The following is a 23,840-nucleotide window of genomic DNA, read 5'->3' on the forward strand; positions in this document are numbered from 1 at the left end:
TCAGTCGCAGTTTTTAGTTTGCAGCTACTAATCTGTAAACCAAGACTGAAAACTGAGACCGAAAACTGAAAACTAAAAAAAGTTTTTAGTCTCAGTTATCAGTTTACTGTTTAAACTGAGACTGGGATTGAGACTTAAAACTAAAAAATATGGCAAAACTACCCGTATCAACTGAAAAAATTATTGAAGCATTTGGACCACATCTAAACTACGCTCCCGTAGATGGTTATGACGGAAGAGACGAACCAGATGACGTTGTAAAAACACATTGCTGTTTTTGCGGAATGCAGTGCGGAATTCAGTTATTAGTGAAAGAAAATAAAGTAGTGGGCTTTGAACCGTGGATGGAATTTCCTTTCAATGAAGGACGTTTGTGTCCAAAAGGAGTTCAAAGATATCTTCAAAATAATCATCCCGACCGACTTTTACACCCAATACAAAGAGTAGAAGGAAAAGGTTTTGAAAAAGTTTCTTGGGATGATGCGATGGATAAAACCGTTTCTGAAATTCAAAGAATTCAGGAAAAATACGGGAAACATGCTTTTTCGATGTTATCTGGAGTTTCATTAACCAACGAAAAAAGTTATTTAGTTGGAAAATTTGCCCGTGTAGCTTTAAAAACGAGAAATCTAGATTACAACGGAAGACTTTGTATGGTAAGCGCTGGAGCGGGAAATAAAAAAGCATTTGGTTTAGACCGAGCTTCAAACAATTATTCAGACTTAGAATATGCCGAAGTGATCATCGTTACTGGAGCCAATATTAGCGAAACTTTCCCAACCCTAACACATTGGATTTGGAAAGCTAGAGATCGTGGTGCAAAATTAATTGTAATCGATCCAAGAATGATTCCGCTGGCAAGAACTGCCGATATTCATTTGGATGTAAAACCCGGAACAGATTCTGCTTTATACGGCGCAATGCTGAAATATTTGGTAGATCACGATATGTTGGATCATGATTTTATTGATAACTACACATCAGGATTTCAGGAAACGATTGATGCCGTTAAAGATTATACTTTAGAATGGGCAGAAGAAGTAACCGGAATTGATAAAGAAAAAATAAAAGCTGCTGCAGAATTATGGGGAAAAGCAAAAACTAGCTTCTTATTGCACGCAAGAGGAATCGAACATCACTCAAAAGGTGTTGATAATGTTTTAGGTTGTATTAATCTCGTTTTGGCAACAGGAAGAATAGGGAGACCTTATTGTGGTTACGGAACTATCACCGGACAAGGAAATGGTCAGGGTGGAAGAGAACACGGTCATAAATGCGATCAATTGCCAGGAAACAGAGATATTGAAAACCCAGAACACAGAAAATATATATCTGAAGTTTGGGGAATCAACGAAAAAGATTTACCCGGAAAAGGACTTACTGCTTATGAAATTATAGAAGCCATTCACAGAGACGAAATAAAAGGATTAATATCGATTTGTTTCAATCCGTTAGTTTCACTTCCAAACAATAATTATGTGCGTTCTGCTCTTGAAAAATTAGAGTTTTACGTATGCATTGATTTCTTCTTAAATGAAACTGCTAGACATGCGGATATTGTTTTAGCAGGATCTTTACAAGAAGAAGAAGAAGGAACAACAACTTCTGCAGAAGGAAGAGTGATTAGAATCAGACAAGCGGTTACTCCTCCGGGAGAAGCCAGAACCGATACTTCTATATTATTAGAAATTGCCAAAAGACTGGGTGAAGAAGATAAATTTACTTATGATAATAGTGAACAAATTTTCAACGAATTGCGTGTCGCTTCAAAAGGCGGAACAGCAGATTATTTCGGAATCACATATAAAAAAGTAGAAGACAAAATGGGCGTTTTCTGGCCTTGTCCAACTGAGGATCATCCCGGAACACCAAGACTTTGGGAAGATAAAAAGTTTAAAACGCCAGACGGAAAAGCGCATTTTAATCCCGCGCCTTATAAACTTCCGGGCGAAGTTACAGATGAAGAATATCCAATAACATTGACAACAGGCCGAGTTGTTTCGCAATATTTAAGCGGAACACAGACCCGTCGAATTGGAAAACTTGTAGATCAGTTTCCGGAACCAATGTTAGAAATTCATCCGGAATTGGCGGCACAATACGGAATCAAACAAAGAGAATTAGTAAGAGTGGCAACCCGTAGAGGAGAAGGAATTTTCCCTGCAAATATTGTAGAAACGATTAGAAAAGATACCGTTTTCATTCCGTATCACTGGCCAGGACATAAATCTGCCAATCAATTAACGCCGGGAACTTTAGATCCGATTTCTAAAATTCCGGAGTTTAAAGTCTGCGCCTGTTTATTAGATCCGCAAGGAAAAATAGCACCGCCAGCCAAAGAATCTGAAGCGTATGCAAGTGTTTAATCTATAAAAAGTGAAGTTATGAATTTGACCAATTTTAATACAAACGAAGAATTTTTTGTAGATATGCAACGCTGTATTGGTTGCAAAGCCTGCGAAATGGCCTGCGCCGAATGTGAAACCAATGGCCAGCAAACTTTAATAAGCGTAAATTATGTAGATCGTGCGTCGACAATTCAAACCACTGTACAGGTTTGTATGCATTGCGAAGATCCTGTTTGTGCAAATGTTTGTCCAGCCGATGCGATTTCGCAAGACGAATTTGGTGTTGTACACACAGCAAGTACAGAAAGATGTATAGGATGTTCAAACTGTGTTATGGCTTGTCCTTTTGGTGTGCCTAAAAAAGTTGAAGAATACGATTTGATGATGAAATGCACGATGTGTTACGACAGAACAAGCGTAGGTAAAAAACCAATGTGTGCTACAGTTTGTCCAAGCGGAGCGTTGTTTTATGGAACAAGAGAACAAATCGAAGAAATGAGACCAAATAGTACGCCAGTCAATAATTTTATTTTTGGACAGGAAAAAGTCAAAACAAAAGTGAATATTATGATGCCAAAAGGCAGTACAGAATTAAGAATTTATTAAACTAGAATCATGTCAAAAGAAGATAATTTAAATCAAAACTGGAAAAAAGATTTCCCCATAAAAAAACAGGAATCAACTCAGGTCAGCCGACGCGATTTTGCTAAATTCCTGACTTTTGTTTCCGGCGGATTAATGGTAGGAAGCGGATTCGTAACCGCAAAAGCTTTTTTATTGCCAAAAGAAGAAGTACAAGGAGAGCATTTTATCTGCAATAAAGAAGATGTTCCTGTTGGAGGAACAAGAGGTTTTGTTTTAGAAGGAAGTACAATTCCATATATATTAATTCACTTAGAAAGCGGTGAGTTTAGAGCTTACGAACAAAAATGCACACACCTTTCTTGTTCAGTATATTACAAACCAGGCACTGGAATTATACATTGTCCGTGTCACGAAGGCTCATTTGACGCTTCAACTGGAGATGTTATTGCAGGACCGCCACCACGAGCTTTGCCGCAATTAGAAGTGGTTTTTAAAGAAAATGCTGTTTTTGTAAAAGCAATGATTGAGAAAAAAGACAGCTAAACTGTATAATTTAAATTTATAGATATGAGTACTTTTAGACGAAGCCAGAATCGCGCTAACCCTAATAAGCTGAACAATATACTTTCTACACTTATTTTTATTTTGATTTTAAATGTAAGTATTCAAATTTGGCTTTTATATGCTTCTTTGAATAATGCATTAGAAAATAATAAAGAAATATTAATTCCTGCCTTTGCAGCTTCTGCAATACTATTTTTTATTGGTTTTGCATGGCTGTATTATCTTCCAAAAGGTAATTTTAAAGGAAAGTAAATCAAACACTTCAACTTTAAAAGCTATTTGATTTTTTCGCTCGGTATGTAAAAGAATTAAGCTAAATTTATATTTTTAAAAAATTTAGATACTTAATTGATTTAACTAAGTAAAAATACTTATATTTGTAATAAGTATTTTTTGCTTGTAAAAATAACACGAATGATTAAAGTAGAAGATGCTATAGCGATTATTGAGGCGAATAGCAATAAAATGCCAACAAAGTTCATTGAGGTTAGCAAAGCGTTAGGATATGTTTTGGCAGAAAAAGTAATTTCGCCAATCGACATGCCACCTTTTCGCCAGTCGGCTATGGATGGTTATGCCTTTACGCACAGCATCAGACATCAATATGATATTGTTGGAATTTCACAGGCTGGAGATCATTCTAATATAAAATTGAAGCCAAACGAAGCAATTCGAATATTTACAGGCGCTTTTGTTCCAGATAATGCAGATACAGTAGTAATGCAGGAACATGTAATGGGAAATAAAGATTCAATTTTGATTGCCACAATGCCTGAGAAAAGTGCAAATGTTCGCCCAAAAGGAGAACAAATTGGAAAAGATGAAGTAGTTTTTGAAGCCAATACTTTAATCACACCTGCGGCAATTGGATTTCTGGCTTGTTTAGGAATCACAGAAGTTGAGGTTTACAAAAAGCCGAAAGTGGCCATTTTAGTTACAGGAAACGAGTTAGTTGAACCAGGAAAAAAGCTTAAAAAAGGAAAGATATTCGAAAGTAATTCAGTTATGCTTGAAGCAGCACTCGAAACTATAGGAATCAAAAAAACAAAAGTTTATAGAGTAAAAGATAATTTAAAAGCGACAAAAAATGCGCTTAAAAGTATTCTGAAAAAATATGATGTTGTTTTAATTTCCGGCGGAATTTCAGTAGGAGATTATGATTTTGTAAAAGAAGCTTTGTTGCAAAACGGCGTTCAGGAATTGTTTTATAAAATCAATCAGAAACCTGGAAAACCAATGTTTTTTGGTTCAAAAAATGAAACGCTGGTTTTTGCATTGCCAGGAAACCCAGCTTCATCGCTGACTAACTTTTATATTTATGTTTCGCCCGCAATTAAAAACAGATTGGGGTTTTCAGAAATTCATAAAACAAAAGTAGTTCGTAAATTAAATTCGGATATTAAGAATGCTACAGGAAAAACATTATTCTTAAAAGCAAAATACGACGAAACAAATGTTACAGTTCTCGACGGACAAAGTTCTGCAATGCTTAACACATTTGCTGTAGCAAACAGTTTACTTATTGTTCCGGAAGATATTCAGGAATATAAAAAAGGTCAATTAGTAACATTACTGCCGATTGATTAGAATTATAGAGTAAAGATTTTAAGATAGTTTGCAAAAGGCGCTATATAAATAAAAACACATAGCATAACAACTTGAAACAAAATAAAACCTGAAACAAAAAAGTTATGGAAACACTAACAGTATTTATTCTTTGTGGAGGAAAAAGCTCCAGAATGCAATCAGAAAAAGGATTGGTTTTGTTTCAGGAAAAGCCATTTATAGAACATATTATTCAGGCAATTTTGCCTATTACAGATAAAATAAAATTAATTACGGGTTCAAAAGAATATGATTATCTGCAGTATGAAAAAATTCCAGATTTAGTTTTAGACAAAGGTCCGTTGGGCGGAATTTACACGGCTTTATCACATTCTGAAACCGAATTCAATCTGATATTAAGTTGTGATATTCCGTTAATTTCAACAGAGTTATTGCAAGAATTAATTTCCAAACATACCCAAGAAGCCAAAATAACGGTTTTTGCTTCCGAAAGTAAAACACATCCTTTAATCGGGATTTATTCTAAAAGTATTGTTCCGACTATTAAAGAAGCAATCGAGGCGAACAAATTAAAAATGATGGATTTGCTGCAGAAGTTACCGCATCAAATCATCAATATAGAAGAAAGCGAAAACTTTCATTTAACCAATATTAATTCGGCTGACGAATTAAACGATCTGAATATCAATTTAATTTAAAGACTATGCGAAATTTAAAAACCCCAAAATTGACGATTGTTGGCGCAGGTCCAGGCGATGTTGAATTGATTACGATAAAAGCAATTAAAGCTTTAGAAAGTGCCGATGTAGTTTTGTACGATGCATTAGTAAACGAAGAATTACTAGAATATGCATCAAATGCCGAGATTGTTTTTGTTGGAAAACGTTTAGGCTGTCACGCTTACACACAAGATCAGATTAACGATTTGATTGTTTCTATGGCCAATATTCACGGGCACGTAGTTCGCTTGAAAGGTGGTGATTCTTTTGTTTTTGGGCGAGGAAGTGAAGAAATTGATTATGCTGTAAAATTTGGTTTAGAAACAGCTGTTGTTCCAGGGATTTCTTCTGCTTTGGGCGTTCCGGCTTCGGCAGGAATCAGTTTGACACAGCGTAATATAGCAGAAAGTTTTTGGGTAATTACAGGAACAACTTCTAATCATGAATTGTCTAAAGATGTTCATTTAGCATCAAAATCGGCTGCGACTGTAGTTATTTTAATGGGAATGCATAAATTAGATGAAATCATCTCGATTTATCAGGAAAACAGAAATGATGATCTTCCAATTGCAATTATTCAAAATGGAACGAAAAATTCTGAACAAAAAGTAATTGGAACTGTAAACACAATTACTAAATTGGTATCCGAAAAGAATATTTCATCACCAGCCATTATCGTAATTGGCGAAGTAGTAAAAAACACTTCCAAATTAACGGAGTATTTTCAAGAACATTTTGATGATGAATTCATTTTTCAAAATTTAAATTTATAAGAATGATTGAAGTTAAATATTTTGGAGCTGTCGCTGAAAAAACAAAATGTGAATTCGAAAAATTATCTTTTTCCGAAGAAATATCCTTGCAAAAATTATTGCAGAATTTAAACGAAAAATATGAATTCGAATCATTGACTTTCAGCGTTGCAGTAAATCAAAAAATAGTTTCAAAAGTTGCTGATTACACTTTGCAAACAAGTGATATTGTAGCTTTGTTGCCGCCATTTGCTGGAGGTTAATTAAAAAAAGAATGAAAGAATCGACGAGATATAACCGACAAATTATTCTTCCCGAAATAGGAGAGGAAGGCCAGCTTAAATTATCAAAATCGAAAGTTTTGGTCATTGGTGCAGGTGGTTTAGGCGCGGCAGTTTTACCTTATTTGGCTGCGGCTGGAGTAGGTGAAATTGGGATTGTTGATGATGATACTGTAGAAATTTCAAATCTTCATCGTCAGGTTATTTACAAAAATTCAGGAGTTGGAAAATCAAAAGCTGAAGAAGCTAAATTGATGATTTCAGAATTGAATCCAGAAATAAAAATAAATGCCTTTTCTGAAAAATTGTCTGGTAAAAATGCTCTTTCACTATTCGAAAAACATGATATTATTGTTGATGCAACAGATAGTATTTCGATAAAATATGTAATAAATGACACTTGTCTGTTAACCAATAAACCTATGGTTTATGGATCTGTTTTTAGATTTCAAGGACAGGTTTCGGTGTTCAATTATCAAAACGGACCAACTTACAGATGTCTGTATCCAGATGAAAATTCGAACACTCTAAATTGTGAAGACGCTGGTGTAATTGGTATTACGGTTGGAACTATTGGTCTGTTTCAAGCGAATGAAGTTCTAAAAATAATTCTCGGAATTGGAGAAGTTTTAAGTGGAAAAATATTGGTTTACAATATTCTAAACAACGAACAGCAGAAATATGATTTCGAGAAAAGTTCAGATTTTGCAATAACAAAAGAAGATTATGAACTGAAGTACAATTCAAATGAAAATCAGATTCAGGAAATACATTTTGAGTCGGTTTTAGATGAAATTGACAATGATGAGGTTCTTTTCTTGGATGTTAGAAATATTGACGAATCACCTAAAATTACTTTAAAAAATCAAATCCAGATTCCGTTAATGAATTTAGAAAAGGAAATTGAAAAACTGGATAAAAACCAGACCATTTATATTTTCTGTCAATCTGGAATAAGAAGTAAAATTGCGATAGAAGTGCTTCAGAAAAATAAGTTTAAGAATATAAAAAGTATTGCAGGCGGAGCTTTAGCAATGAAACAATCGTTGCAAGAAAAAATCCATTCCAATTAATAAATAACAACTACTATGAAAAAAGTTATCTTCGGATTGTTTTTGTCCTTTTGTTTTTCTCAATTTGTTTCTTCACAAACTCAGGTTGATGCTACTGGCGAAACAGAACTTTATGAAGCTTATGATAAAGCAGATAAAGAATTGAATAAAGTTTATAATCAGCTGAAAAAGAAATTAGGAACAAAAGATCAGACAGCTTTAGTTGTTGCTCAAAAAGACTGGATAAAGTTTAGAGATTCAAATTGTAAATTTAAAAGCTATCCAGAAGGTTACGGTGGTGTTATTGCAAATAAAATGTACGCAGATTGTAGAATGCAGCTCACTATAACTAGAACAAAAGAATTGAAAAATTTATTGAAAGGTTTTTAAAGTTCTTAATAATAATTAGCGATAGATTTGTAGCCACGAATTAAACACAAATTAAAGATGTTCGTTTAGTTTGTCGCCCTGATCGAAGTCGAAGGGCGCTCCAATTGGACGAGAGCTTCGACTTTGTTCAGCCTGACAAAAGAAAAAGAAAAATCCTTTCTAATCTATATAATCTGTGGCAAAAAATAACATAAAAAAATGAGTAAAAATGTATTTGTAGAAGGGCCAATTGCTCCTGAATTTATAGCAGAATCGATTGCCAAACATCAATCTAAACACACAATCGGAGCGCATAATATTTTTTTAGGACAAGTTCGTGCCGATGTTATTCACGACAATACAGTCGTGGCGATTGATTATTCGGCTTATATGGATATGGCAAATGAAGCTTTGCATACGATTCGCGAAAAGGCTTTCGCGAAATTCGATTTAACCTGTATGCACATTTACCACAGTTTAGGTGTTGTAAAAGCGGGCGAAATCTGTTTATTCGTTTTTGTTTCAGCAACGCGTCGCAAACAAGTTTACGAAGCAACAGAAGCCATCGTAAACTGGATTAAGACCGATGTACCGATTTTTGGAAAAGAAATCTTTGAAAACGATACATTCACTTGGAAACAAAATACCTAAAAAATAAAAATGGTAGATATTACGCATAAAATAAGCACTTTAAGAGTCGCAACCGCAACCGCAATCGTAAAAGTCAGCAGACAAGAGACTATTGATGCCGTTGTCAATAATTTAGTGCCAAAAGGGAATGTATTGGAAATGGCAAAAACTGCCGGATTGTTTGCCGTAAAAAACACGCATTTATCAATTCCGGATTGTCATCCGCTTCCTATTGAATTTACTGCTGTTGAATATGAGATTCAAGATTTACAAATTCATATTATTTTCAAAGTAAAAACTGTTTACAAAACTGGAGTTGAGGTTGAAGCCATGCATGGCGCATCAATAGTGGCATTGACAATGTACGATATGCTAAAACCGATTGATAAAGAAATCGAAATTTCAACGATTAAATTAATAAATAAAGAAGGCGGAAAATCGTCTTTCAAAAATAAATTCCCAAACGCAATTAAAGCGGCAGTTTTCGTTTGTTCCGATTCGATTTTTGCAGGAGATAAAGAAGATCGCTCGGGAAAACTTATTGTGGAGAAATTAGAATCGCATGGAGTGGAAACTTCGCATTACGAGATTATTCCAGATGAGCTAGCTATTATTCAAGAAAAAACAAAAGCTTTCGCTAAAGAAAACCAGCTGGTTATTTTTACTGGCGGAACAGGTTTATCTCCAAGAGATGTTACTCCAGAAGCTTTAACACCATTGTTAGAAAGCAGAATTCCGGGAATTGAAGAAGCCATTCGTAATTACGGACAGCAGAGAATGCCTTATGCGATGCTGTCAAGAACAGTTGCAGGAACTTTGGGTAAAACTGTAGTTTTGGCATTGCCAGGTTCAACAAACGGAGCAAGAGAATCTATGGATGCTGTTTTTCCGCATTTGCTGCACGTTTTTCATATTTTAAAAGGAAAAAATCATGACAGCCTCTAATACTATTTTGACGGATGGTTTTGGGCGCAAGCATAATTATTTGCGCATTTCACTGCTGGAAAAATGCAACCTGCGTTGTACGTACTGCATGCCAGCCGACGGAATTGCGCTTTCTCCAAAAACTAGCTTAATGACAGCAGATGAGATTTTTGCCATTGCCCAGACTTTCGTGAAAAATGGTGTTGACAAAATTAGATTGACAGGAGGAGAACCGCTCCTGAGAAAGGATTTTCCTGAGATTGTTTCCAAATTAGCAGAACTGGAAATTTCACTTTCTATTACAACAAACGGAATTTTAATTGATCGTCATATCGAAGTTTTAAAGCAGTTTAAAGTCAAAAAAATCAATTTGAGTTTAGATACTTTGATTTCGTCAAAATTTCATTCTATAACGCTTCGAAATCAGTTTGAAAAAGTCATTGATAATCTGCATTTGCTCTTGAATAATGATTTTGAAGTAAAGGTAAATGTAGTTTTAATGAAAGGTTTTAATGATAATGAAATTATAGATTTTATAAAACTGACCCAGTTTCTTCCTATTTCAGTTCGCTTTATTGAATTTATGCCTTTTGCAGGAAACGAGTGGGACAGAAGCAAAATGGTTTCGCAAAATGAGATATTATCTCTTGTTGAAAATAGTTTTGCCGAAGATGAAATTAAAAAACTAGAAGACGAAAAAAACTTCACTGCCAGAGTTTATAAAATAAAGAATTTTCAAGGTAATTTCGGAATTATCAGTTCTATTACCAATCCGTTTTGCGATAGTTGCAACCGCATCCGCTTGACGGCTGATGGAAAAATTAAAAATTGCCTTTTTTCTAATTCTGAAACCGATTTATTGAAGGCTTTAAGAAACGGAGAATCCATTACGAATTTGATTTCAGAATCGATTCAGAATAAAAAGAAAGTCAGAGCGGGAATGGTTACAATTGATGAAATGGATGATCCTAAAAAACACTTTGATAATCGCAGTATGATTGCAATTGGGGGCTAGTTTATTAATTGTTAATTGTAAAACATTACTAGACGCCATTCGACTTCAGGTGTCATAACGATTACGATTGTCAAGCTGAGCGAAGTTGAAGCTCTTCGTACAGCATGTCCTTGCGAGGAACGAAGCAATCTCACTATTAGGAACAACGTTCTTTTTGAGACGTAAAAAAAGGCTCAACTTTCGTTAAACCTTTCTTAGATATTATTTTTTCTTTTTTGCTTTCGCTTTTTTCGAAGCTTTTGCTTTCTTTTCAGCTGCTTTTTTCGCTTTGGCTTTTTCTTTAGCCTTTTTTGCTTTATCTTTTTTCTTTTCTGCTGCTTTTAGTTTGGCTTTTTTTGCTTTCTCTAATTTTTTAATAACAGCTTTTATCGCTTTTTCTCTTTTCTTTTCTTTCTCTTTTTTAGCTTTTAGTTTCGCTTTCAGTTTTGATTTTATATCGTTTTTTTTGCCAATTTTTTCGATAGTCAAAACAGGTTTGTTTTCTTCAAAAGGAACTGGAATATCATTAGTTTGAATTTCTATAATTTCAGAAACTATTGGTTCTTTTTTTGCCGGTGTGGCGGTTGCTTTTTTTACAGTAGCTTTGGGAGCACCTTTTGAAGCGGCTCTTACTGGTGTTTTTGCGGCAGTTTTAACAGTTGCGGCAGGAGCTTTTGCTGCTGTTGTTCTAGCTGCAGTCGTTTTTGTAGCTGGCGTTTTTGCAGCTGGTGCTTTTGTTGCAGTTCTTGTGGTTCTTTTAACCGTTGCTTTTGCTTCTGGTTGCACTTCTGTAGTGGTTTCTACGGCCGTTTCTGCTGGAATATCGGTATTAGTTACAGCAGGAGTACTTGAATTTCGTTTTATCATAACTGTATTTTTTTGTTGAGTGAAATAGCTTGGTACTAAGAAAATAAAGTAGCATCTGAGGTGTAATGCTTTAATACTAATTCTTAGCTAAGCTAAATATACACATTTTTTTAATACATGATTATTAAGCTTTTACTAAATGCTGCTATTGTTTAACCAGTTCTAAAATCACAAAATTGCTTTTTGGCGCTTCGCATAAAGAACAACAGAACGTTTCTGGAAGATTCTCAAACAAAATGCCTTTTGGAATTCCTTGTGTTTGATCGCCATATTCTGAATTGTAAAGCGTTAAACACTCTTGGCATTGATAAATATCTAATTGAGGTTTTTCTTTTTTCTGCAGATTTTCAGCTACTTCGGAAGCTGTATTGCCCAGTTCTTCAAAATATTTTCTACTTAATTCAATTAAAATTGTTGGCAATTCCAGTTTGTCGATATCTTGGGAATGCACAATGTATTCGCGTGTATTTGGATCAAAATTTTTAGCAAATAAAACGTTATAAGTATCTCTGATTTTGATAGATTCTAAAGCAGCTGGAAGTTCGTTTTTTTCGATGACAATCGAAGTGAAATAATGCCCGTCACGATTGTATTCTGAAATTCCGAAGTTTAATCCGTAAGTACTAATGTCAAATTGATCGAGTGTACGAACTAAGAATGTTTTTAGGTTTAAAGCCCATTCCATTGCAACAGGCAAATGCCAGTTTAGTTCTAAAAGGGAATGTCGGACATTGATTCCTCGTTTTCCAAGAAATTTTTCCCATTCCAGTTTTCGATCTTTTGGAATTCCTTTTACAATAAATGATTTCCAAGGAGTGATGCAGATTTTTCCTATTTTACACTCAAAACACAAATCACACATTTCTTTTAGAAAATCTAAATTATATTGATTATTTCTCCAGTATAATCCCAACCAATATTGATCAATTCCCATTCTGTTCATTCCTTCGTAATACGGAAATGGATAAAAAGGAACATTTAAAGGTTTATCTATTGTTCTATTATTGGTGTCTAGCGCTTCGCTAACTAAAGTGAACAGCAGTTCAATGTCGATATTATCTTCTTCTGAAATTTTTTCGATTTCATAATAAATCTTAGCCAAATCCCAGCTGTAAATTAAAACAGGATAAACTGCCATCTTTTCCCATTTTGGAAGACGAACATACAAGTACCAATAATCTTCATGTTCTGAAGCGATAAAGTTTAAATGACCAGTAAACAAAGGAACTAATTGTTGTTTTGGATCGGTTATATTGACTTTTAGTTTCGGCTGTTCTTTAAATTCTTCCAAAACATATAAAAAACGGTTTCCTGTGAGCCAATTTGTATTTCTGAAAATATCAGTCGAAACATACGAAGAAACTATATTATTGCCACTTTTTTGATCAGGATATACAAAATGGTGTTTTCCTAAAGTAGTTTTGTCCAATGTTTTAAAGCCTTGAGGGAAAATAATATCCTGTCTTGAACCAAACGAAATGGATTCAAGTCCTTTTTCTAAAGCAATATTTACTACTTCTCGAAGTTCTCCCGGCGAAATAACGCCTCCTTTTACTATTAATCTTGTTAGTTCCATTTTGTTTTCTTGTTTCAATTTTCAGGTTTCTTTGTTTCAGTTTGTTGGGATTGTGTTGATTTTTTAACACAGAGTTCACAAAGGTTTTTCGCAAAGTTTTGAAGATTTATATTTTGTGTGAAAAATTGTTTTCTATCGAAAAAAAGTTCGCAAAGCAATACTTTAAAAATTATATCCAAAGCTTGGTGAACTTTGCATACTCATTAAAGTAAACAGAATAAACTTTGCGAAACTTTGTGCTTTCCGTTAAAGTTTATGTTCAAAGTAAAATAACTTGAAACATTAAACCTGAAACAAAATAAATTATTTACACTTCGCCAATATCTCCTTAACCTCCGTTTTACAACTTCCGCAGCCTAAACCTGCGCCTGTATTTTTGCATAAATCCGTAAAATCATTTACGCCGCTTTTAATAGTTTCTTCTATATTTCCAGCTCCGACTTGACTGCAGGAACAAACCAATTTTCCTAAAACAGGTTTTGCATTTGAACTTCCTCGTAAAAGCGTATTGCGTTTGTCAGACAATTCGATTTTACTTTCAATCATGGTTTTAAATTCGGCAAATTCGTTTTTATCTCCCATTAAAATAGCGCCCACTAAAAGATCGTCTTTTACGATGCATTTTTTGTAATAACGTTTTTTCAAATCGGTAAAAACAATTTCTTCGTAAGAATCATCATTTTCTGGAATCGTAAGATCGCCAATACTGCAAAGGTTGATATCTTCTAATTTTAGAATATTCATTAAAATCGAACCTTTATAATAACTGCTGATATCTCCTGCAAGGAAATTTGCCAAAATATCGGCCTGTTCTTCTGCTGCCGACGTAATTCCGAATAGCTTATTATTGAACTCGGCTATCTCACCAATGGCAAAAATATCAGGATTTGAAGTTTGTAAATACTGATTTACTTTTACGCCACGTCCGCATGAAAGTCCGCTTTCGCGTGCAATCTCAATATTCGGAATCGTTCCAATCGTATACACAATTGCATTTGCCGTAATAATTTTACCGCTTTTTAAAGCAATTTCAATTTCATTCGGATTATCAGTTTCAAAAACCGTACTGACTTCATTATCAAAATAAATCTGAATATCACGAAGCTGTACTTCTTCAGCCAAAAGTTTACTCGAAATTCGATCCAACTGACGCTCCATCAATCGCGAAGCTCTTTGGATAATAGTAGTTTTTACTTTTTTATGTTTTAAAGCTGCGGCTAATTCTAAACCTAATAAACCACCGCCAATAATCACAACATGCTGTTCTTCTGGCGGAAGATTCGTACTGTCTAAATGTTTTTTCAAACGATCGGCATCTTCTTTTCTTCGAACGGTAAAACGTCCTGGAAGATGAAGCTGTGCATTTTCGGGAACAAAAGGACGGCTTCCTGTGGCTAAAATTAAAGAATCAAAAGTGTGAATTTCGCCTTGACTGTCTAGAATTGTTTTATTATTCGCATCTAATTTTTCGATTGCAACTCCGGCTTTCATCGTAATTTTTAATTTACTAAAAGCTTCACCATCTTTAACTTTCAAAAGTTGCTCCCAAGTGAATTCTCCCGTCATGTATTCTGGGAGCAAAACGCGATTGTAAAACGGATTTGCTTCATTCGAAAAAACGATAATTTCATCGGTGGTATTGAATTCACGATAATTTTGAATGAATCGGAAAGAAGCTGCTCCAGCTCCGACAATTGCAATTTTCTGAAACGGTTTTACATACTTATTTATCGAAACGGTTGTGAACTTAAAATCGGGTTCTTTTGAGATGGGATCAACAACGGTATTCGTTAAATTATTTGTTCTATTTAAATCATTTTCAAGTTGTTTTCCCCAGTGCATTGGCAGGAAAACTACTTTCTCTTTAATTGAATCGGTAACTTTTGCTTTTACTCGAACTTCTCCGTTTTTGCTGGTTACAACAACAATATCGCCATTTTTTATATCATTTTTAAAAGCATCAATCGGATTGATTTCTAAAACTGGACTTGGAATATGTGTTAATAATCTTGACACTTTTCCAGTTTTCGTCATCGTGTGCCATTGATCACGAATTCTTCCTGTTGTTAAAATAAAAGGAAATTCGGCATTTGGCTGTACCGATGTATTTTCAATTGAAACAGGCAAGTTAAAAATGGCTTTTCCAGAAGGTGTGTAGAATTTTTTATCGGTAAATAATCTAGGAGTTCCCGGATGTCCATAATCTGGAACTGGCCATTGAAAAGTGCCTTCGGTTTTGAGACGATGGTAATTTAAAAATGAAATATCGATATTGGTATTTTTGGTCAGCGCACAATGTTCTTTGTAAATCTCTTCAGCGCTGTTAAAATTAAATCCGTTGAAATTCATTTTTTTAGCAAAGCGAATGAGGATTTCGATGTCTGGAAGCGCTTCGCCTGGCGCATTGATTCCTTTTGGTAGATAAGAAATACGACGTTCCGAATTGGTCATAGTTCCTTCTTTTTCCAACCATCCAGCAGCTGGTAATAATAAATCAGCAAATTTGGCTGTATCTGCATTATGGGAAATATCCTGAACTACGACAAATTTTGCATTTTGAAGCGCTTTTTCGGCTCTGCGTGAATCGGGTAAACTCACCAATGGATTGGTACAGATAATCCAGACTGCTTTCATTTTGCCTGATTCTAATGCTTCAAACATTTCTGTCGCGGTTAAACCTGGTTTGTCTGAAATCTCGTCAACACCCCAAAAATCTGCCACTTCTTTGCGATGTGTTGGATTTGCAATGTCTTTATGTGCAGCTAAAAGTGTCGCCATTCCGCCTACCTCTCGTCCGCCCATAGCGTTAGGCTGACCCGTTAATGAAAATGGTCCAGAACCCGGTTTTCCAACTTTTCCCGTTAATAGAGATAAATTTAATAAAGCCGTATTTTTATCCACTCCAACAGCACTTTGATTCAGTCCCATTGCCCAAAGCGAGATAAATCCTTTGGCTTTTCCGATAATATCGGCAGCCAATTTGATCTCGTTTACAGGAATGCCGCAAAGTTTTGAAGCTTTTTCTAAGGACGTATTTAAAACTAAGTCTTTATATTGTTTGAAATTTTCAGCATTATTCTTTACAAAATCATGATCTACATAACCTTTTTCGATAATTCGTCTGGCAATGGCATGGTACAAAATAATATCAGAACCAGGAATAATCTGCAAATGCAAATCGGCAAAAGCAGCGGTATCTGTTCGTCTTGGATCAATTACAATTACTTTAATTTTTGGATTTTTCTCTTTGTGTTTCTCTAGTCGTCTGAAAAGAATAGGGTGGCACCAAGCCGGATTTGCACCCGTAATTAAAAAGGTATCTGCCAATTCAATATCATCGTAAGCAATTGGAACAGAATCTTCGCCAAAGGTCTTTTTATAACCCACAACGGCAGAACTCATGCATAGTCTTGAATTGGTGTCAATATTATTGGTTTTTAGAAAACCTTTTACAAGTTTATTAACCAAATAATATTCTTCGGTTAAGCATTGTCCCGAAATATAAAATCCAACGCTATCTGGTCCGTGTTTTTTTATAATGGAAGAAAAAACAGCTGCAGCGCGATCGAGAGCCGTATCCCAACTCACGCGCTCTAGAGGATAATTTTTGCTCCCGCGCATTTCGGGATATAAAATTCTATCTGAAATGTCATTGGCTACGTAATGCAGATTCATTCCTTTAGAACATAACATTCCTTTGTTAACAGGATGATCTTTGTCGCCTTCAACCATTACACCATTTTTAGCATCGTTGGTCACGATTATTCCGCAGCCAACGCCGCAATAGGAACAGGTAGTTTTGATCTTAGTACTTTGCATTACAATTCGGTTTTGAATACTACTTAACTAATTAGTTTTTGATTTTAGATAAATCACTTATTTACTTTAAAACAAAAATAAGTATTATTTACGTATTAATACGTAATTTTTAAATTTATTTTTATTATTTTTGAAGAAAAGAAATGAGTACCAAAAAATATGTTTCATGCTGAAAAATTGAACTCATGAAAGAAGACCATTTAATTTGCTATAGCTGTGTCAATGAAAATTGTTTCATTAAAAAACATCTGCATTTGGAACAAATGAAGCAATATGTTGCTAAGAAACATAGTTTTGTCTGCAAAAAATCACAGCAATTTATTACGGAAGGTGCACCGTTGCAGGGACTTTATTTTATTTGTTCAGGAAAAGTTAAAACCGTAAAAACGGGAATTAACGGACGCGAGCAAATTGTGCGATTGACGAAAAACGGGGATACAATTGGTTTTCGTGGTTTTGGAACAAGTAAACGTTATTTGATTGGCGCTTATGCTTTAGAAGATACGGTTTTGTGTAATTTCAGCAATGAAACCATGATGGAGATTTTACAGCATATTCCTGAGTTTACCTACGCTTTGATGTTGTTTTATGCTGATGAACTTAATAAAAGTGAAAATAACATTCGCAAAATTGCACATATGAATGTCCGCGAACGTGTGATTGATTTACTGCTTTATATTCATCGTAAATTTGGACAAGTTAATGGTTTGATTGATATTGAGCTTTCGCGAAAAGAAATCGCAGATTTCGCTGGAACTACAGAAGAACAGGCTATTCGTGTTCTTTCAAGTCTTAAAAAAGGAGCATTGATCAAAACCGAAGGAAAACGTGTTGGAATTTTGGGACTTTCAGAATTGAGATCTGAAATTATGGAGCATAAGTATTTTTAATTTAAGGTTCTAAGTTGCTTAGATGCTAAGATACTAAGTTTTTTTTTCTGCCTACAAATCGAATTACAGAACCCGTTCCGTTATGAAATAAACCTTCATTGAGTTCGATTTCTTTTTCTTCTAATTCGATAATTTCATAATTAGGGAAATCAGCTTTAATTTCTTCGATTGAAAATAGTGATTCAATATCTTTTGGCCCGCCGACTTTTTCGTTTTTGGTTACAAATTCTAAATGTTTTTTACTGAAAGCTTCAAAAATAATAATCCCGTTTTTTCGTAAAAGTTTGTCAAGCTGTTTGTGAATTTTAGATTTAATTGCTGCTGGAAAATGTGCGTAAATTAAAGCAATTGCGTCAAATTGCTCTTCCTGAAAATCCAGTGTTTCTAATTCACCAATTTGATAATCCAGCGAAACATGGTTAGATTCTGCAAGATTTAAAGCTTTGTTTTTTCCTTCTTCACTAATATCAAAAGCAGTAACTTTCCATCCTAATTTTGCAGCAAAAATAGCGTTTCTTCCTTCTCCTTCGGCAGGAAAAAGAATTGAAGTTGGATTTAGTTTTTCAATTTGTTCTTTTAAGAAATTGTTGGGTTTTTCGCCGTATGCAAATTCTTCGCTTTTATAGCGATCATCCCATCTTTTAGTCCAATTATTCATGATTAATCTTCGCCAATAAATTTTGTTAACCCATTTTTAATATCAACTTCAGCAAAAGAATGTTTTCCGAAAACTATGTGAAGTTTTGTATTGTCGTATTTTAGAGATCTTATTTTAGTTTCTCCAACTTGTGGTTTTCCACAAATCGAAATTACATTTGTTTGCCATATCGTTTTTTTGTTTTTATAGGCTGAAATGGTTTTCAGATTCTCTTCCACTAAATAAATAACGCCATTTTTTTCAATTCCTCTTTTCTTTGTTTCTGTTAAATATATTTCTGAATCTTTAGAAATAAGTTTTGGATCAAATGTTTGAGCGAAGTTTATTTGAGTTGAAAATAATGTTAGAATTAAGTATTTGATAATCGGTTTCATATAACAGATAATGAAAATTCTTAATCAAATATACTTATTTAAAACAAAAAAATACCCCTTCTCAAAATAGAAAAAGGGTATTTTATAAAATGAAGATTTATTAAATCTATATATTTTTAATCTTATCCAACAAATTTTGTTTCACCGCTATTGATATCAATTTCTGCAAAACTATGTTTTCCGATAACGATAAGTAATTTATTTGAGTTATAACCAACATATCTAATTTCAGGTTCTCCTTTTTTTGGTTTTCCGCAAACAGAAACTACATTGGTCTGCCATTTCAATTTGCTTCTTTTGTAGGCAGAAATGGTTTGTAAATCATTTTCAACATAATAAATAATGTTGTTTTTTTTAATTCCTCTTTTTTGCGTTTTAGCAAAATTGATTTCTGAGTTTTGAGAAATTAAGGCATCATTGTATTTTTGGGCGATACCAGTTTGCGTGACCATAAAGGTCAACATAGATAATTTTAGAAATGGCTTCATTAGGATAGAATTTGGGGTTCGTAATCGGCTCAAATATAATTAATTAAATCATATAATAAGTTTTTTATGTTAAAAAAAAATACCCTTTTCTGAAATTAGAAAAGGGTAAAATATGAATAGTAATTTTGAAGAAAATCTATTTTTTCCAGCTAAAAATTTTTGGATTAACAGAAATCATTAACCAAGCCCAATTATTGGTATGGTTTGCATCTCCATTTTTAATAAATTCTAAAGTTTTAGAACCAAACATTTGAGAATAACCGCCTGTAACTATAATGTCTTTTTTGAAGTTATAACCAAAAGTCGCATCAATTTCAGTTCCCAAATAAGAATCTAGTTTTTCGTTTAAAGGAGTTACAACATCAGCAGCAGATAAAAACAGATGCGGAATCAAAGCGAATTGCCATTTGTTTACATTGTAATTTAATTTTATGAAAGCATCTTGCAAACCGACATTCTTTAAGTGATTGCCAACATAAAAATAATCCATATAGCCATTAAAACCGTGGTTAGTTCCAAAAATTGGATTGAAAGATTTGATGACTGTACTTCCGTCATTTGAATCTTTTCCAGAAAGGAATTCATATCCTAAACCAGCTTTAAAAGATTCTGTTAATTGGTATCCAAAATTAGCGGCAGCATTCCACGCGCTTACTTGTAAATTAGTGCTTTTTCCAGTTTGTCCGTATGCCCAGAAATTAGTATCGATTTTACCTTTTTTATAAGTTAAATAGGGACCGAAAGTCTGCGTGTAATCTACTAATAATTTGTTTTCAGGATTAGGATTTGGAGCATATTCGTAACCTGTATTTAATAATAAGAAACTCAAACCAAAAGCTTCGTTAAATTGGTTATGATACCAAGCGTATTGTAACGCTTTATAATTGGCAACGGTATAAGGAGTTTGAAATGTGTTTTCGGCATTAGAATTATACGCTCCTCCAAAATCTAACTTTTGTTTTTCAGTATGAAAAGAGACTGTTAATGCATCATGGCTTTGTGCTTGTGCCGCCCAATCTTGCTCTCCAAAAATACGCTGATTATCATAAGAAAGTACTTGGCGCCCCATTCTGGCACTCCATTTTTCGGTGAAATTATATTGCGCCCAAGCTTCGAAAACAGCAACTCCATTTTTGTCGGCAACAGCAGTCGGAGCAACATCTCCCCATGTTCGAGTATTTTGGAGCGTTAATTTTACAATTAAATCTTCTTGTTTGAAATTGATATTTAAACGAGAACGCTGCGAAATTTGAGAAGTACCTTTTTGTCCTTCCGGAAGAAGTGTTTTATAACCATTACGGTATTCAAAACGTGGCCTTATTTGTAGATTTACATCTAATTCCTGAGCCTGAATTTCAAAGCTTAGTCCTACGATAAGTATTAAAATTAGTTTAAATTTTTTCATAAAATTGGTATGTTTTTATCGAGGGTAAATTTATAAGAAAAAGCCGTAGTTAATTATGATTTATATCATAATTTCTAATATTTTTTTAATCTTATCTTAATAGGCTGGCTCTAATTCAGCTTGTTTTATTTTAATCTTTTTTTCTTTAGAAAGCTGTTTTATAGTATAATGCATCCAAACTAAACAGCCAATTGAAAAGATTAAAATAAATATCCATGAACTTGACCAGATTCCAGTTGCAGTTAATAAATATCCGAAAATAATCGGACCGAAGAATCCTCCTAATCCCCCTATCATTCCTACCATTCCGCCCACAACGCCAACTTCATTTGGAAAATATTCCGGAATGTGTTTGTAAACTGCAGCTTTTCCGATTCCCCAAGAAATTCCGATCAAAATTACCAATACTAAAAATACCCACATATTGGCATCAAATTTAATAACGGTTACACCTTTTGCGATTAGTTCTTTTTTAGCAACACTTTGATTGTTAGCAACAACTACATCTTGCCAACTTGAAGTAGTCGGAAAAATAGCATTTTCAGTCAAGCTCGCTGTTTTTTGAGCGATTGGATATTCTTTATCTCCGACTTTTACGGTCTTGTCATTGATTTCGTTTACAACACCTTTTTTAGCAGCCAATATTCCTGGACCAGAAGTTGTGATTTCCATTTTCGGAATCGAGAGTAATGCACTTAAAATTACAGAAGAACCCAAAACCCAGTACATCACTTTTCTAGCGCCAAATTTATCAGATAAATAACCTCCAAAAGCTCTAATTACGCCAGAAGGTAAACTGAACATGGTTGCAAATAAACCTCCCATAACTAAACTAGTTTGGTAAACATTCATAAAGTTTGGCAAAAGCCATTGAGAATAGGCAACGAAACAGCCGAAGACTAAGAAATAATAAGCTCCAAAACGCCAAACTCTCGCTGATTTTAAAGGTGTAAGCATTTGAGAAACGGTTTTGGTATTGTTTTCGGGTTTTTTATTTTGAGTAAAAATCAAAAAAGCAATTCCAATTATCACTAAAGAAATGGCATATATAACCGGAAGGATTTTCCATCCATTTTGCGGATCTTCAATTGAAAAATGATTTAATATAGAAGGAGCTAAAAAAGTAGTAATTGCAGCTCCTGCATTTCCCATTCCGAAAATTCCTAGAGCGCGTCCTTGCCATTCTTTTGGGTACCAGATTGAAGTGTAGCCAATTCCGACTGCAAAACTTGTTCCGACCATTCCGAAGAAGAAACTAAGTACGGCAAACATAAAGAAGCTGTCTGCATAGGGAAGGAGGAATAATGGAATTGAACTGAGAAGCAATAAAAGAGAAAAAACATATTTTCCGCCAAATTTATCAGTTAAGATTCCGATAGGAAGACGCATTACGGAACCTGTTAAGATTGGAATACCCAAAAGCCATCCGACTTGAATTACATCCCAATGGAAAATTCCGTTATCGACTAAAAAGGTAACTAAAACCCCATTTAAGGTCCAACAAGCAAAACACACTGTAAACGCTAATGTGTTTAAAAATAAAATTTTGTGTGATTGCGATAATGAGTTTGTATTTTTCATAGCACTTATATTTTTATGTAAAAATAAGTACTGTAACTTAGTTAAAACCTGCTAAAACGCAGTTTTTGAAAAATAATTACGTATTTATACGTATTTTTATATTAATGAATATTCAGTAGCCTTATTAGAAAGTTCCATTAAGTTTTTTACTTTCAATTTTTTCATCAGATTAAAACGGTGTACTTCTGCGGTACGTTTACTGATATCTAAGGCTTCGGCGATTTCTTTATTTCCTTTTCCAGATAATAAAAGGGTCAAGATTTCTTTTTCTCTTTTAGTAATCATCATTTCTTCGCCTAAATTTTGTTTAGGTTCTTGTGATGGTGATGAATTGGTTAATTGGCCAATAAGGATTGAAGAAATATCACCGCTAAAATATTTTCCTCCAGCTGCAACACTATGAAGGGCTTTTAAGAATTCTTCTTTGCTTGAACCTTTTAATAAATAGCCGTCTGCACCCGCTTTTATGGATTTTAAAACATACTCTTCCGATTCGTGCATCGAAAGCATGATGATTTTTACGTTGTTATTTTCACTTCTAAGTTTTTCTACTACCTCAATACCAGTTAAGTTTGGCATACGAATATCTACTATAAGTAAATCTGGTTTAGTCTCTGCCACAACTTCCAATGCATCTGCACCATCAATTGCTTCGCCTGCAACCTCGATGTTTGCTTCGTTCTCTAATAAAGATTTGATTCCGTCTCTAACAAAAACATGATCATCTGCCAGCACTACACGAATGATATTACTCATAGTTTACTTAATTTTGATTCTGGATTTTTACGTATATTCATCTAAAAAGAAGATGCTAATATACGTACTTTTTTTAAAAATAAATTCCAATATTAAAATTTCTAATGTTGAAAATTTAGAATTATACAAAATTGTCAGGCTGTGCGAAGTCGAAGCACTCGCAAAGTAACTCCAAAATTTAAATAGCCAATCTTTGTAGAGCTACTTACTTGGGCTTCGACTTCGCTCAGCCTGACAAGATTAAGGTTAACTTTGAAAAAGTTTTTAAGTATAAAGTTTGTCATTTCGAGGAACGAGAAATCTCACTCGGTATTCCATAAAGATTGACAATTAGATTGTCGAGCTTTAATGCAATCTTTCCTTCGTCTAAATGACAAATTGAATCTCTTACTTCTTGTTTAATATCGATTTTCATCTGAAAACATTTGCCCGCGAGAGGGATAGGAGCAAGCTACCGAAGTAGCGCGGATAGCCCGACATCATCCCGATAAGAGGGCGAATATAGACAAAGTGAATTTGCCCTCTTATCGGGATGGTGGCTCGCCATGATAATTAGATAATTAGTTAATGTGGCAATTAGAAAATTAGGGAATGTGCCAATTAGATAATTAGATAATTTTTTATGCACTTTAAGTAATTATC

General features: G+C 34.2%; 23 protein-coding genes. 14 read left to right on the forward strand and 9 right to left on the reverse strand.

Annotated elements, in window-relative coordinates; all coding sequences use genetic code 11:
• Window positions 1-149: 149 nt before the first annotated feature.
• From LL966_RS02680 to moaA, 13 genes are all read left to right on the forward strand, one after another.
• Window positions 150-2,366: a molybdopterin oxidoreductase family protein gene (locus tag LL966_RS02680; protein WP_229349937.1), complete on the forward strand. Its 2,217-nt coding sequence runs from the start codon at window positions 150-152 to the stop codon at window positions 2,364-2,366.
• A gap of 18 nt (window positions 2,367-2,384) precedes the next feature.
• Window positions 2,385-2,954 carry a 4Fe-4S dicluster domain-containing protein gene (locus tag LL966_RS02685; RefSeq protein ID WP_229349939.1) on the forward strand — a complete coding sequence of 190 codons (570 nt, stop codon included), beginning with the start codon at window positions 2,385-2,387 and terminating at the stop codon, window positions 2,952-2,954.
• 9 nt (window positions 2,955-2,963) lie between these two features.
• Window positions 2,964-3,476 (forward strand): Rieske (2Fe-2S) protein, encoded by a 513-nt coding sequence (locus tag LL966_RS02690; protein ID WP_229349941.1) that lies wholly within the window; start codon window positions 2,964-2,966, stop codon window positions 3,474-3,476.
• Between the two features lie 24 nt (window positions 3,477-3,500).
• Window positions 3,501-3,749, forward strand: a complete 249-nt coding sequence (locus LL966_RS02695) for a DUF6755 family protein (protein ID WP_229349943.1) — start codon at window positions 3,501-3,503, stop codon at window positions 3,747-3,749.
• A gap of 162 nt (window positions 3,750-3,911) precedes the next feature.
• The gene (locus LL966_RS02700) at window positions 3,912-5,084 is read left to right on the forward strand and encodes a molybdopterin molybdotransferase MoeA (protein ID WP_229349945.1); all 1,173 of its coding nucleotides are present in this window, start codon (window positions 3,912-3,914) and stop codon (window positions 5,082-5,084) included.
• Window positions 5,085-5,188: 104 nt separating this feature from the next.
• The gene (locus LL966_RS02705; RefSeq protein WP_229349947.1) at window positions 5,189-5,761 is read left to right on the forward strand and encodes a molybdenum cofactor guanylyltransferase; all 573 of its coding nucleotides are present in this window, start codon (window positions 5,189-5,191) and stop codon (window positions 5,759-5,761) included.
• A 5-nt stretch (window positions 5,762-5,766) separates the two neighbouring features.
• Window positions 5,767-6,555 carry a uroporphyrinogen-III C-methyltransferase gene (gene cobA, locus LL966_RS02710; RefSeq protein ID WP_229349948.1) on the forward strand — a complete coding sequence of 263 codons (789 nt, stop codon included), beginning with the start codon at window positions 5,767-5,769 and terminating at the stop codon, window positions 6,553-6,555.
• A 2-nt stretch (window positions 6,556-6,557) separates the two neighbouring features.
• The gene (locus LL966_RS02715) at window positions 6,558-6,797 is read left to right on the forward strand and encodes a MoaD/ThiS family protein (RefSeq protein ID WP_229349950.1); all 240 of its coding nucleotides are present in this window, start codon (window positions 6,558-6,560) and stop codon (window positions 6,795-6,797) included.
• An 11-nt stretch (window positions 6,798-6,808) separates the two neighbouring features.
• A complete protein-coding gene (gene moeB, locus LL966_RS02720; RefSeq protein WP_229349952.1) occupies window positions 6,809-7,888 on the forward strand; it encodes a HesA/MoeB/ThiF family protein in 1,080 nt (359 codons plus the stop codon).
• 15 nt (window positions 7,889-7,903) lie between these two features.
• Window positions 7,904-8,257 carry a lysozyme inhibitor LprI family protein gene (locus LL966_RS02725; RefSeq protein ID WP_229349954.1) on the forward strand — a complete coding sequence of 118 codons (354 nt, stop codon included), beginning with the start codon at window positions 7,904-7,906 and terminating at the stop codon, window positions 8,255-8,257.
• A 198-nt stretch (window positions 8,258-8,455) separates the two neighbouring features.
• Entirely contained in the window at window positions 8,456-8,887 is a 432-nt protein-coding gene (locus LL966_RS02730) for a molybdenum cofactor biosynthesis protein MoaE (RefSeq protein ID WP_229349956.1), read from the forward strand.
• A gap of 9 nt (window positions 8,888-8,896) precedes the next feature.
• The gene (gene moaCB, locus LL966_RS02735) at window positions 8,897-9,811 is read left to right on the forward strand and encodes a bifunctional molybdenum cofactor biosynthesis protein MoaC/MoaB (RefSeq protein WP_229349958.1); all 915 of its coding nucleotides are present in this window, start codon (window positions 8,897-8,899) and stop codon (window positions 9,809-9,811) included.
• On the forward strand, window positions 9,798-10,805 hold the full coding sequence (gene moaA / locus LL966_RS02740) for a GTP 3',8-cyclase MoaA (protein WP_229349960.1): 1,008 nt from the start codon (window positions 9,798-9,800) through the stop codon (window positions 10,803-10,805). The genes moaCB and moaA overlap by 14 nt, the downstream gene beginning before the upstream one ends.
• Before the next feature lie 201 nt (window positions 10,806-11,006).
• On the opposite strand, the gene LL966_RS02745 is transcribed toward moaA, so the two are convergent.
• From LL966_RS02745 to LL966_RS02755, 3 genes are all read right to left on the reverse strand, one after another.
• Window positions 11,007-11,651, reverse strand: a complete 645-nt coding sequence (locus LL966_RS02745) for a hypothetical protein (RefSeq protein WP_229349962.1) — start codon at window positions 11,649-11,651, stop codon at window positions 11,007-11,009.
• Between the two features lie 145 nt (window positions 11,652-11,796).
• A complete protein-coding gene (locus LL966_RS02750) occupies window positions 11,797-13,227 on the reverse strand; it encodes a rubredoxin (RefSeq protein ID WP_229349964.1) in 1,431 nt (476 codons plus the stop codon).
• A gap of 303 nt (window positions 13,228-13,530) precedes the next feature.
• On the reverse strand, window positions 13,531-17,046 hold the full coding sequence (locus LL966_RS02755; protein ID WP_229349966.1) for a nitrate reductase: 3,516 nt from the start codon (window positions 17,044-17,046) through the stop codon (window positions 13,531-13,533).
• A gap of 185 nt (window positions 17,047-17,231) precedes the next feature.
• On the opposite strand from LL966_RS02755, the gene LL966_RS02760 reads away from it, so the two are divergent.
• Window positions 17,232-17,936 (forward strand): Crp/Fnr family transcriptional regulator, encoded by a 705-nt coding sequence (locus LL966_RS02760; RefSeq protein ID WP_229349969.1) that lies wholly within the window; start codon window positions 17,232-17,234, stop codon window positions 17,934-17,936.
• 25 nt (window positions 17,937-17,961) lie between these two features.
• On the opposite strand, the gene LL966_RS02765 is transcribed toward LL966_RS02760, so the two are convergent.
• The 6 genes from LL966_RS02765 to LL966_RS02790 form a co-directional block, all read right to left on the reverse strand.
• Window positions 17,962-18,594 carry a class I SAM-dependent methyltransferase gene (locus tag LL966_RS02765; RefSeq protein WP_229349972.1) on the reverse strand — a complete coding sequence of 211 codons (633 nt, stop codon included), beginning with the start codon at window positions 18,592-18,594 and terminating at the stop codon, window positions 17,962-17,964.
• A gap of 2 nt (window positions 18,595-18,596) precedes the next feature.
• Window positions 18,597-18,968: a hypothetical protein gene (locus LL966_RS02770; protein ID WP_229349974.1), complete on the reverse strand. Its 372-nt coding sequence runs from the start codon at window positions 18,966-18,968 to the stop codon at window positions 18,597-18,599.
• 122 nt (window positions 18,969-19,090) lie between these two features.
• The gene (locus LL966_RS02775; RefSeq protein ID WP_229349976.1) at window positions 19,091-19,456 is read right to left on the reverse strand and encodes a hypothetical protein; all 366 of its coding nucleotides are present in this window, start codon (window positions 19,454-19,456) and stop codon (window positions 19,091-19,093) included.
• Window positions 19,457-19,592: 136 nt separating this feature from the next.
• On the reverse strand, window positions 19,593-20,861 hold the full coding sequence (locus LL966_RS02780; protein WP_229349978.1) for an alginate export family protein: 1,269 nt from the start codon (window positions 20,859-20,861) through the stop codon (window positions 19,593-19,595).
• Window positions 20,862-20,957: 96 nt separating this feature from the next.
• A complete protein-coding gene (locus LL966_RS02785) occupies window positions 20,958-22,442 on the reverse strand; it encodes an MFS transporter (protein WP_229349980.1) in 1,485 nt (494 codons plus the stop codon).
• Between the two features lie 96 nt (window positions 22,443-22,538).
• Window positions 22,539-23,198 carry a response regulator transcription factor gene (locus LL966_RS02790; RefSeq protein WP_229349982.1) on the reverse strand — a complete coding sequence of 220 codons (660 nt, stop codon included), beginning with the start codon at window positions 23,196-23,198 and terminating at the stop codon, window positions 22,539-22,541.
• Between the last annotated feature and the right edge of the window lie 642 nt (window positions 23,199-23,840).

Origin of the sequence: Flavobacterium chungbukense, from assembly GCF_020805785.1 — a bacterium.
In the GTDB taxonomy this organism is placed as follows: Bacteria; Bacteroidota; Bacteroidia; order Flavobacteriales; family Flavobacteriaceae; genus Flavobacterium; species Flavobacterium chungbukense.

Coding starts and splice junctions, on each gene's coding strand:
- LL966_RS02680 (WP_229349937.1), top strand. CDS start 150: ATGGCAAAACTACCCGTATCAACTGAAAAAATTATTGAAGCATTTGGA.
- LL966_RS02685 (WP_229349939.1), top strand. CDS start 2,385: ATGAATTTGACCAATTTTAATACAAACGAAGAATTTTTTGTAGATATG.
- LL966_RS02690 (WP_229349941.1), top strand. CDS start 2,964: ATGTCAAAAGAAGATAATTTAAATCAAAACTGGAAAAAAGATTTCCCC.
- LL966_RS02695 (WP_229349943.1), top strand. CDS start 3,501: ATGAGTACTTTTAGACGAAGCCAGAATCGCGCTAACCCTAATAAGCTG.
- LL966_RS02700 (WP_229349945.1), top strand. CDS start 3,912: ATGATTAAAGTAGAAGATGCTATAGCGATTATTGAGGCGAATAGCAAT.
- LL966_RS02705 (WP_229349947.1), top strand. CDS start 5,189: ATGGAAACACTAACAGTATTTATTCTTTGTGGAGGAAAAAGCTCCAGA.
- cobA (WP_229349948.1), top strand. CDS start 5,767: ATGCGAAATTTAAAAACCCCAAAATTGACGATTGTTGGCGCAGGTCCA.
- LL966_RS02715 (WP_229349950.1), top strand. CDS start 6,558: ATGATTGAAGTTAAATATTTTGGAGCTGTCGCTGAAAAAACAAAATGT.
- moeB (WP_229349952.1), top strand. CDS start 6,809: ATGAAAGAATCGACGAGATATAACCGACAAATTATTCTTCCCGAAATA.
- LL966_RS02725 (WP_229349954.1), top strand. CDS start 7,904: ATGAAAAAAGTTATCTTCGGATTGTTTTTGTCCTTTTGTTTTTCTCAA.
- LL966_RS02730 (WP_229349956.1), top strand. CDS start 8,456: ATGAGTAAAAATGTATTTGTAGAAGGGCCAATTGCTCCTGAATTTATA.
- moaCB (WP_229349958.1), top strand. CDS start 8,897: ATGGTAGATATTACGCATAAAATAAGCACTTTAAGAGTCGCAACCGCA.
- moaA (WP_229349960.1), top strand. CDS start 9,798: ATGACAGCCTCTAATACTATTTTGACGGATGGTTTTGGGCGCAAGCAT.
- LL966_RS02745 (WP_229349962.1), bottom strand. CDS start 11,651: ATGATAAAACGAAATTCAAGTACTCCTGCTGTAACTAATACCGATATT.
- LL966_RS02750 (WP_229349964.1), bottom strand. CDS start 13,227: ATGGAACTAACAAGATTAATAGTAAAAGGAGGCGTTATTTCGCCGGGA.
- LL966_RS02755 (WP_229349966.1), bottom strand. CDS start 17,046: ATGCAAAGTACTAAGATCAAAACTACCTGTTCCTATTGCGGCGTTGGC.
- LL966_RS02760 (WP_229349969.1), top strand. CDS start 17,232: ATGAAAGAAGACCATTTAATTTGCTATAGCTGTGTCAATGAAAATTGT.
- LL966_RS02765 (WP_229349972.1), bottom strand. CDS start 18,594: ATGAATAATTGGACTAAAAGATGGGATGATCGCTATAAAAGCGAAGAA.
- LL966_RS02770 (WP_229349974.1), bottom strand. CDS start 18,968: ATGAAACCGATTATCAAATACTTAATTCTAACATTATTTTCAACTCAA.
- LL966_RS02775 (WP_229349976.1), bottom strand. CDS start 19,456: ATGAAGCCATTTCTAAAATTATCTATGTTGACCTTTATGGTCACGCAA.
- LL966_RS02780 (WP_229349978.1), bottom strand. CDS start 20,861: ATGAAAAAATTTAAACTAATTTTAATACTTATCGTAGGACTAAGCTTT.
- LL966_RS02785 (WP_229349980.1), bottom strand. CDS start 22,442: ATGAAAAATACAAACTCATTATCGCAATCACACAAAATTTTATTTTTA.
- LL966_RS02790 (WP_229349982.1), bottom strand. CDS start 23,198: ATGAGTAATATCATTCGTGTAGTGCTGGCAGATGATCATGTTTTTGTT.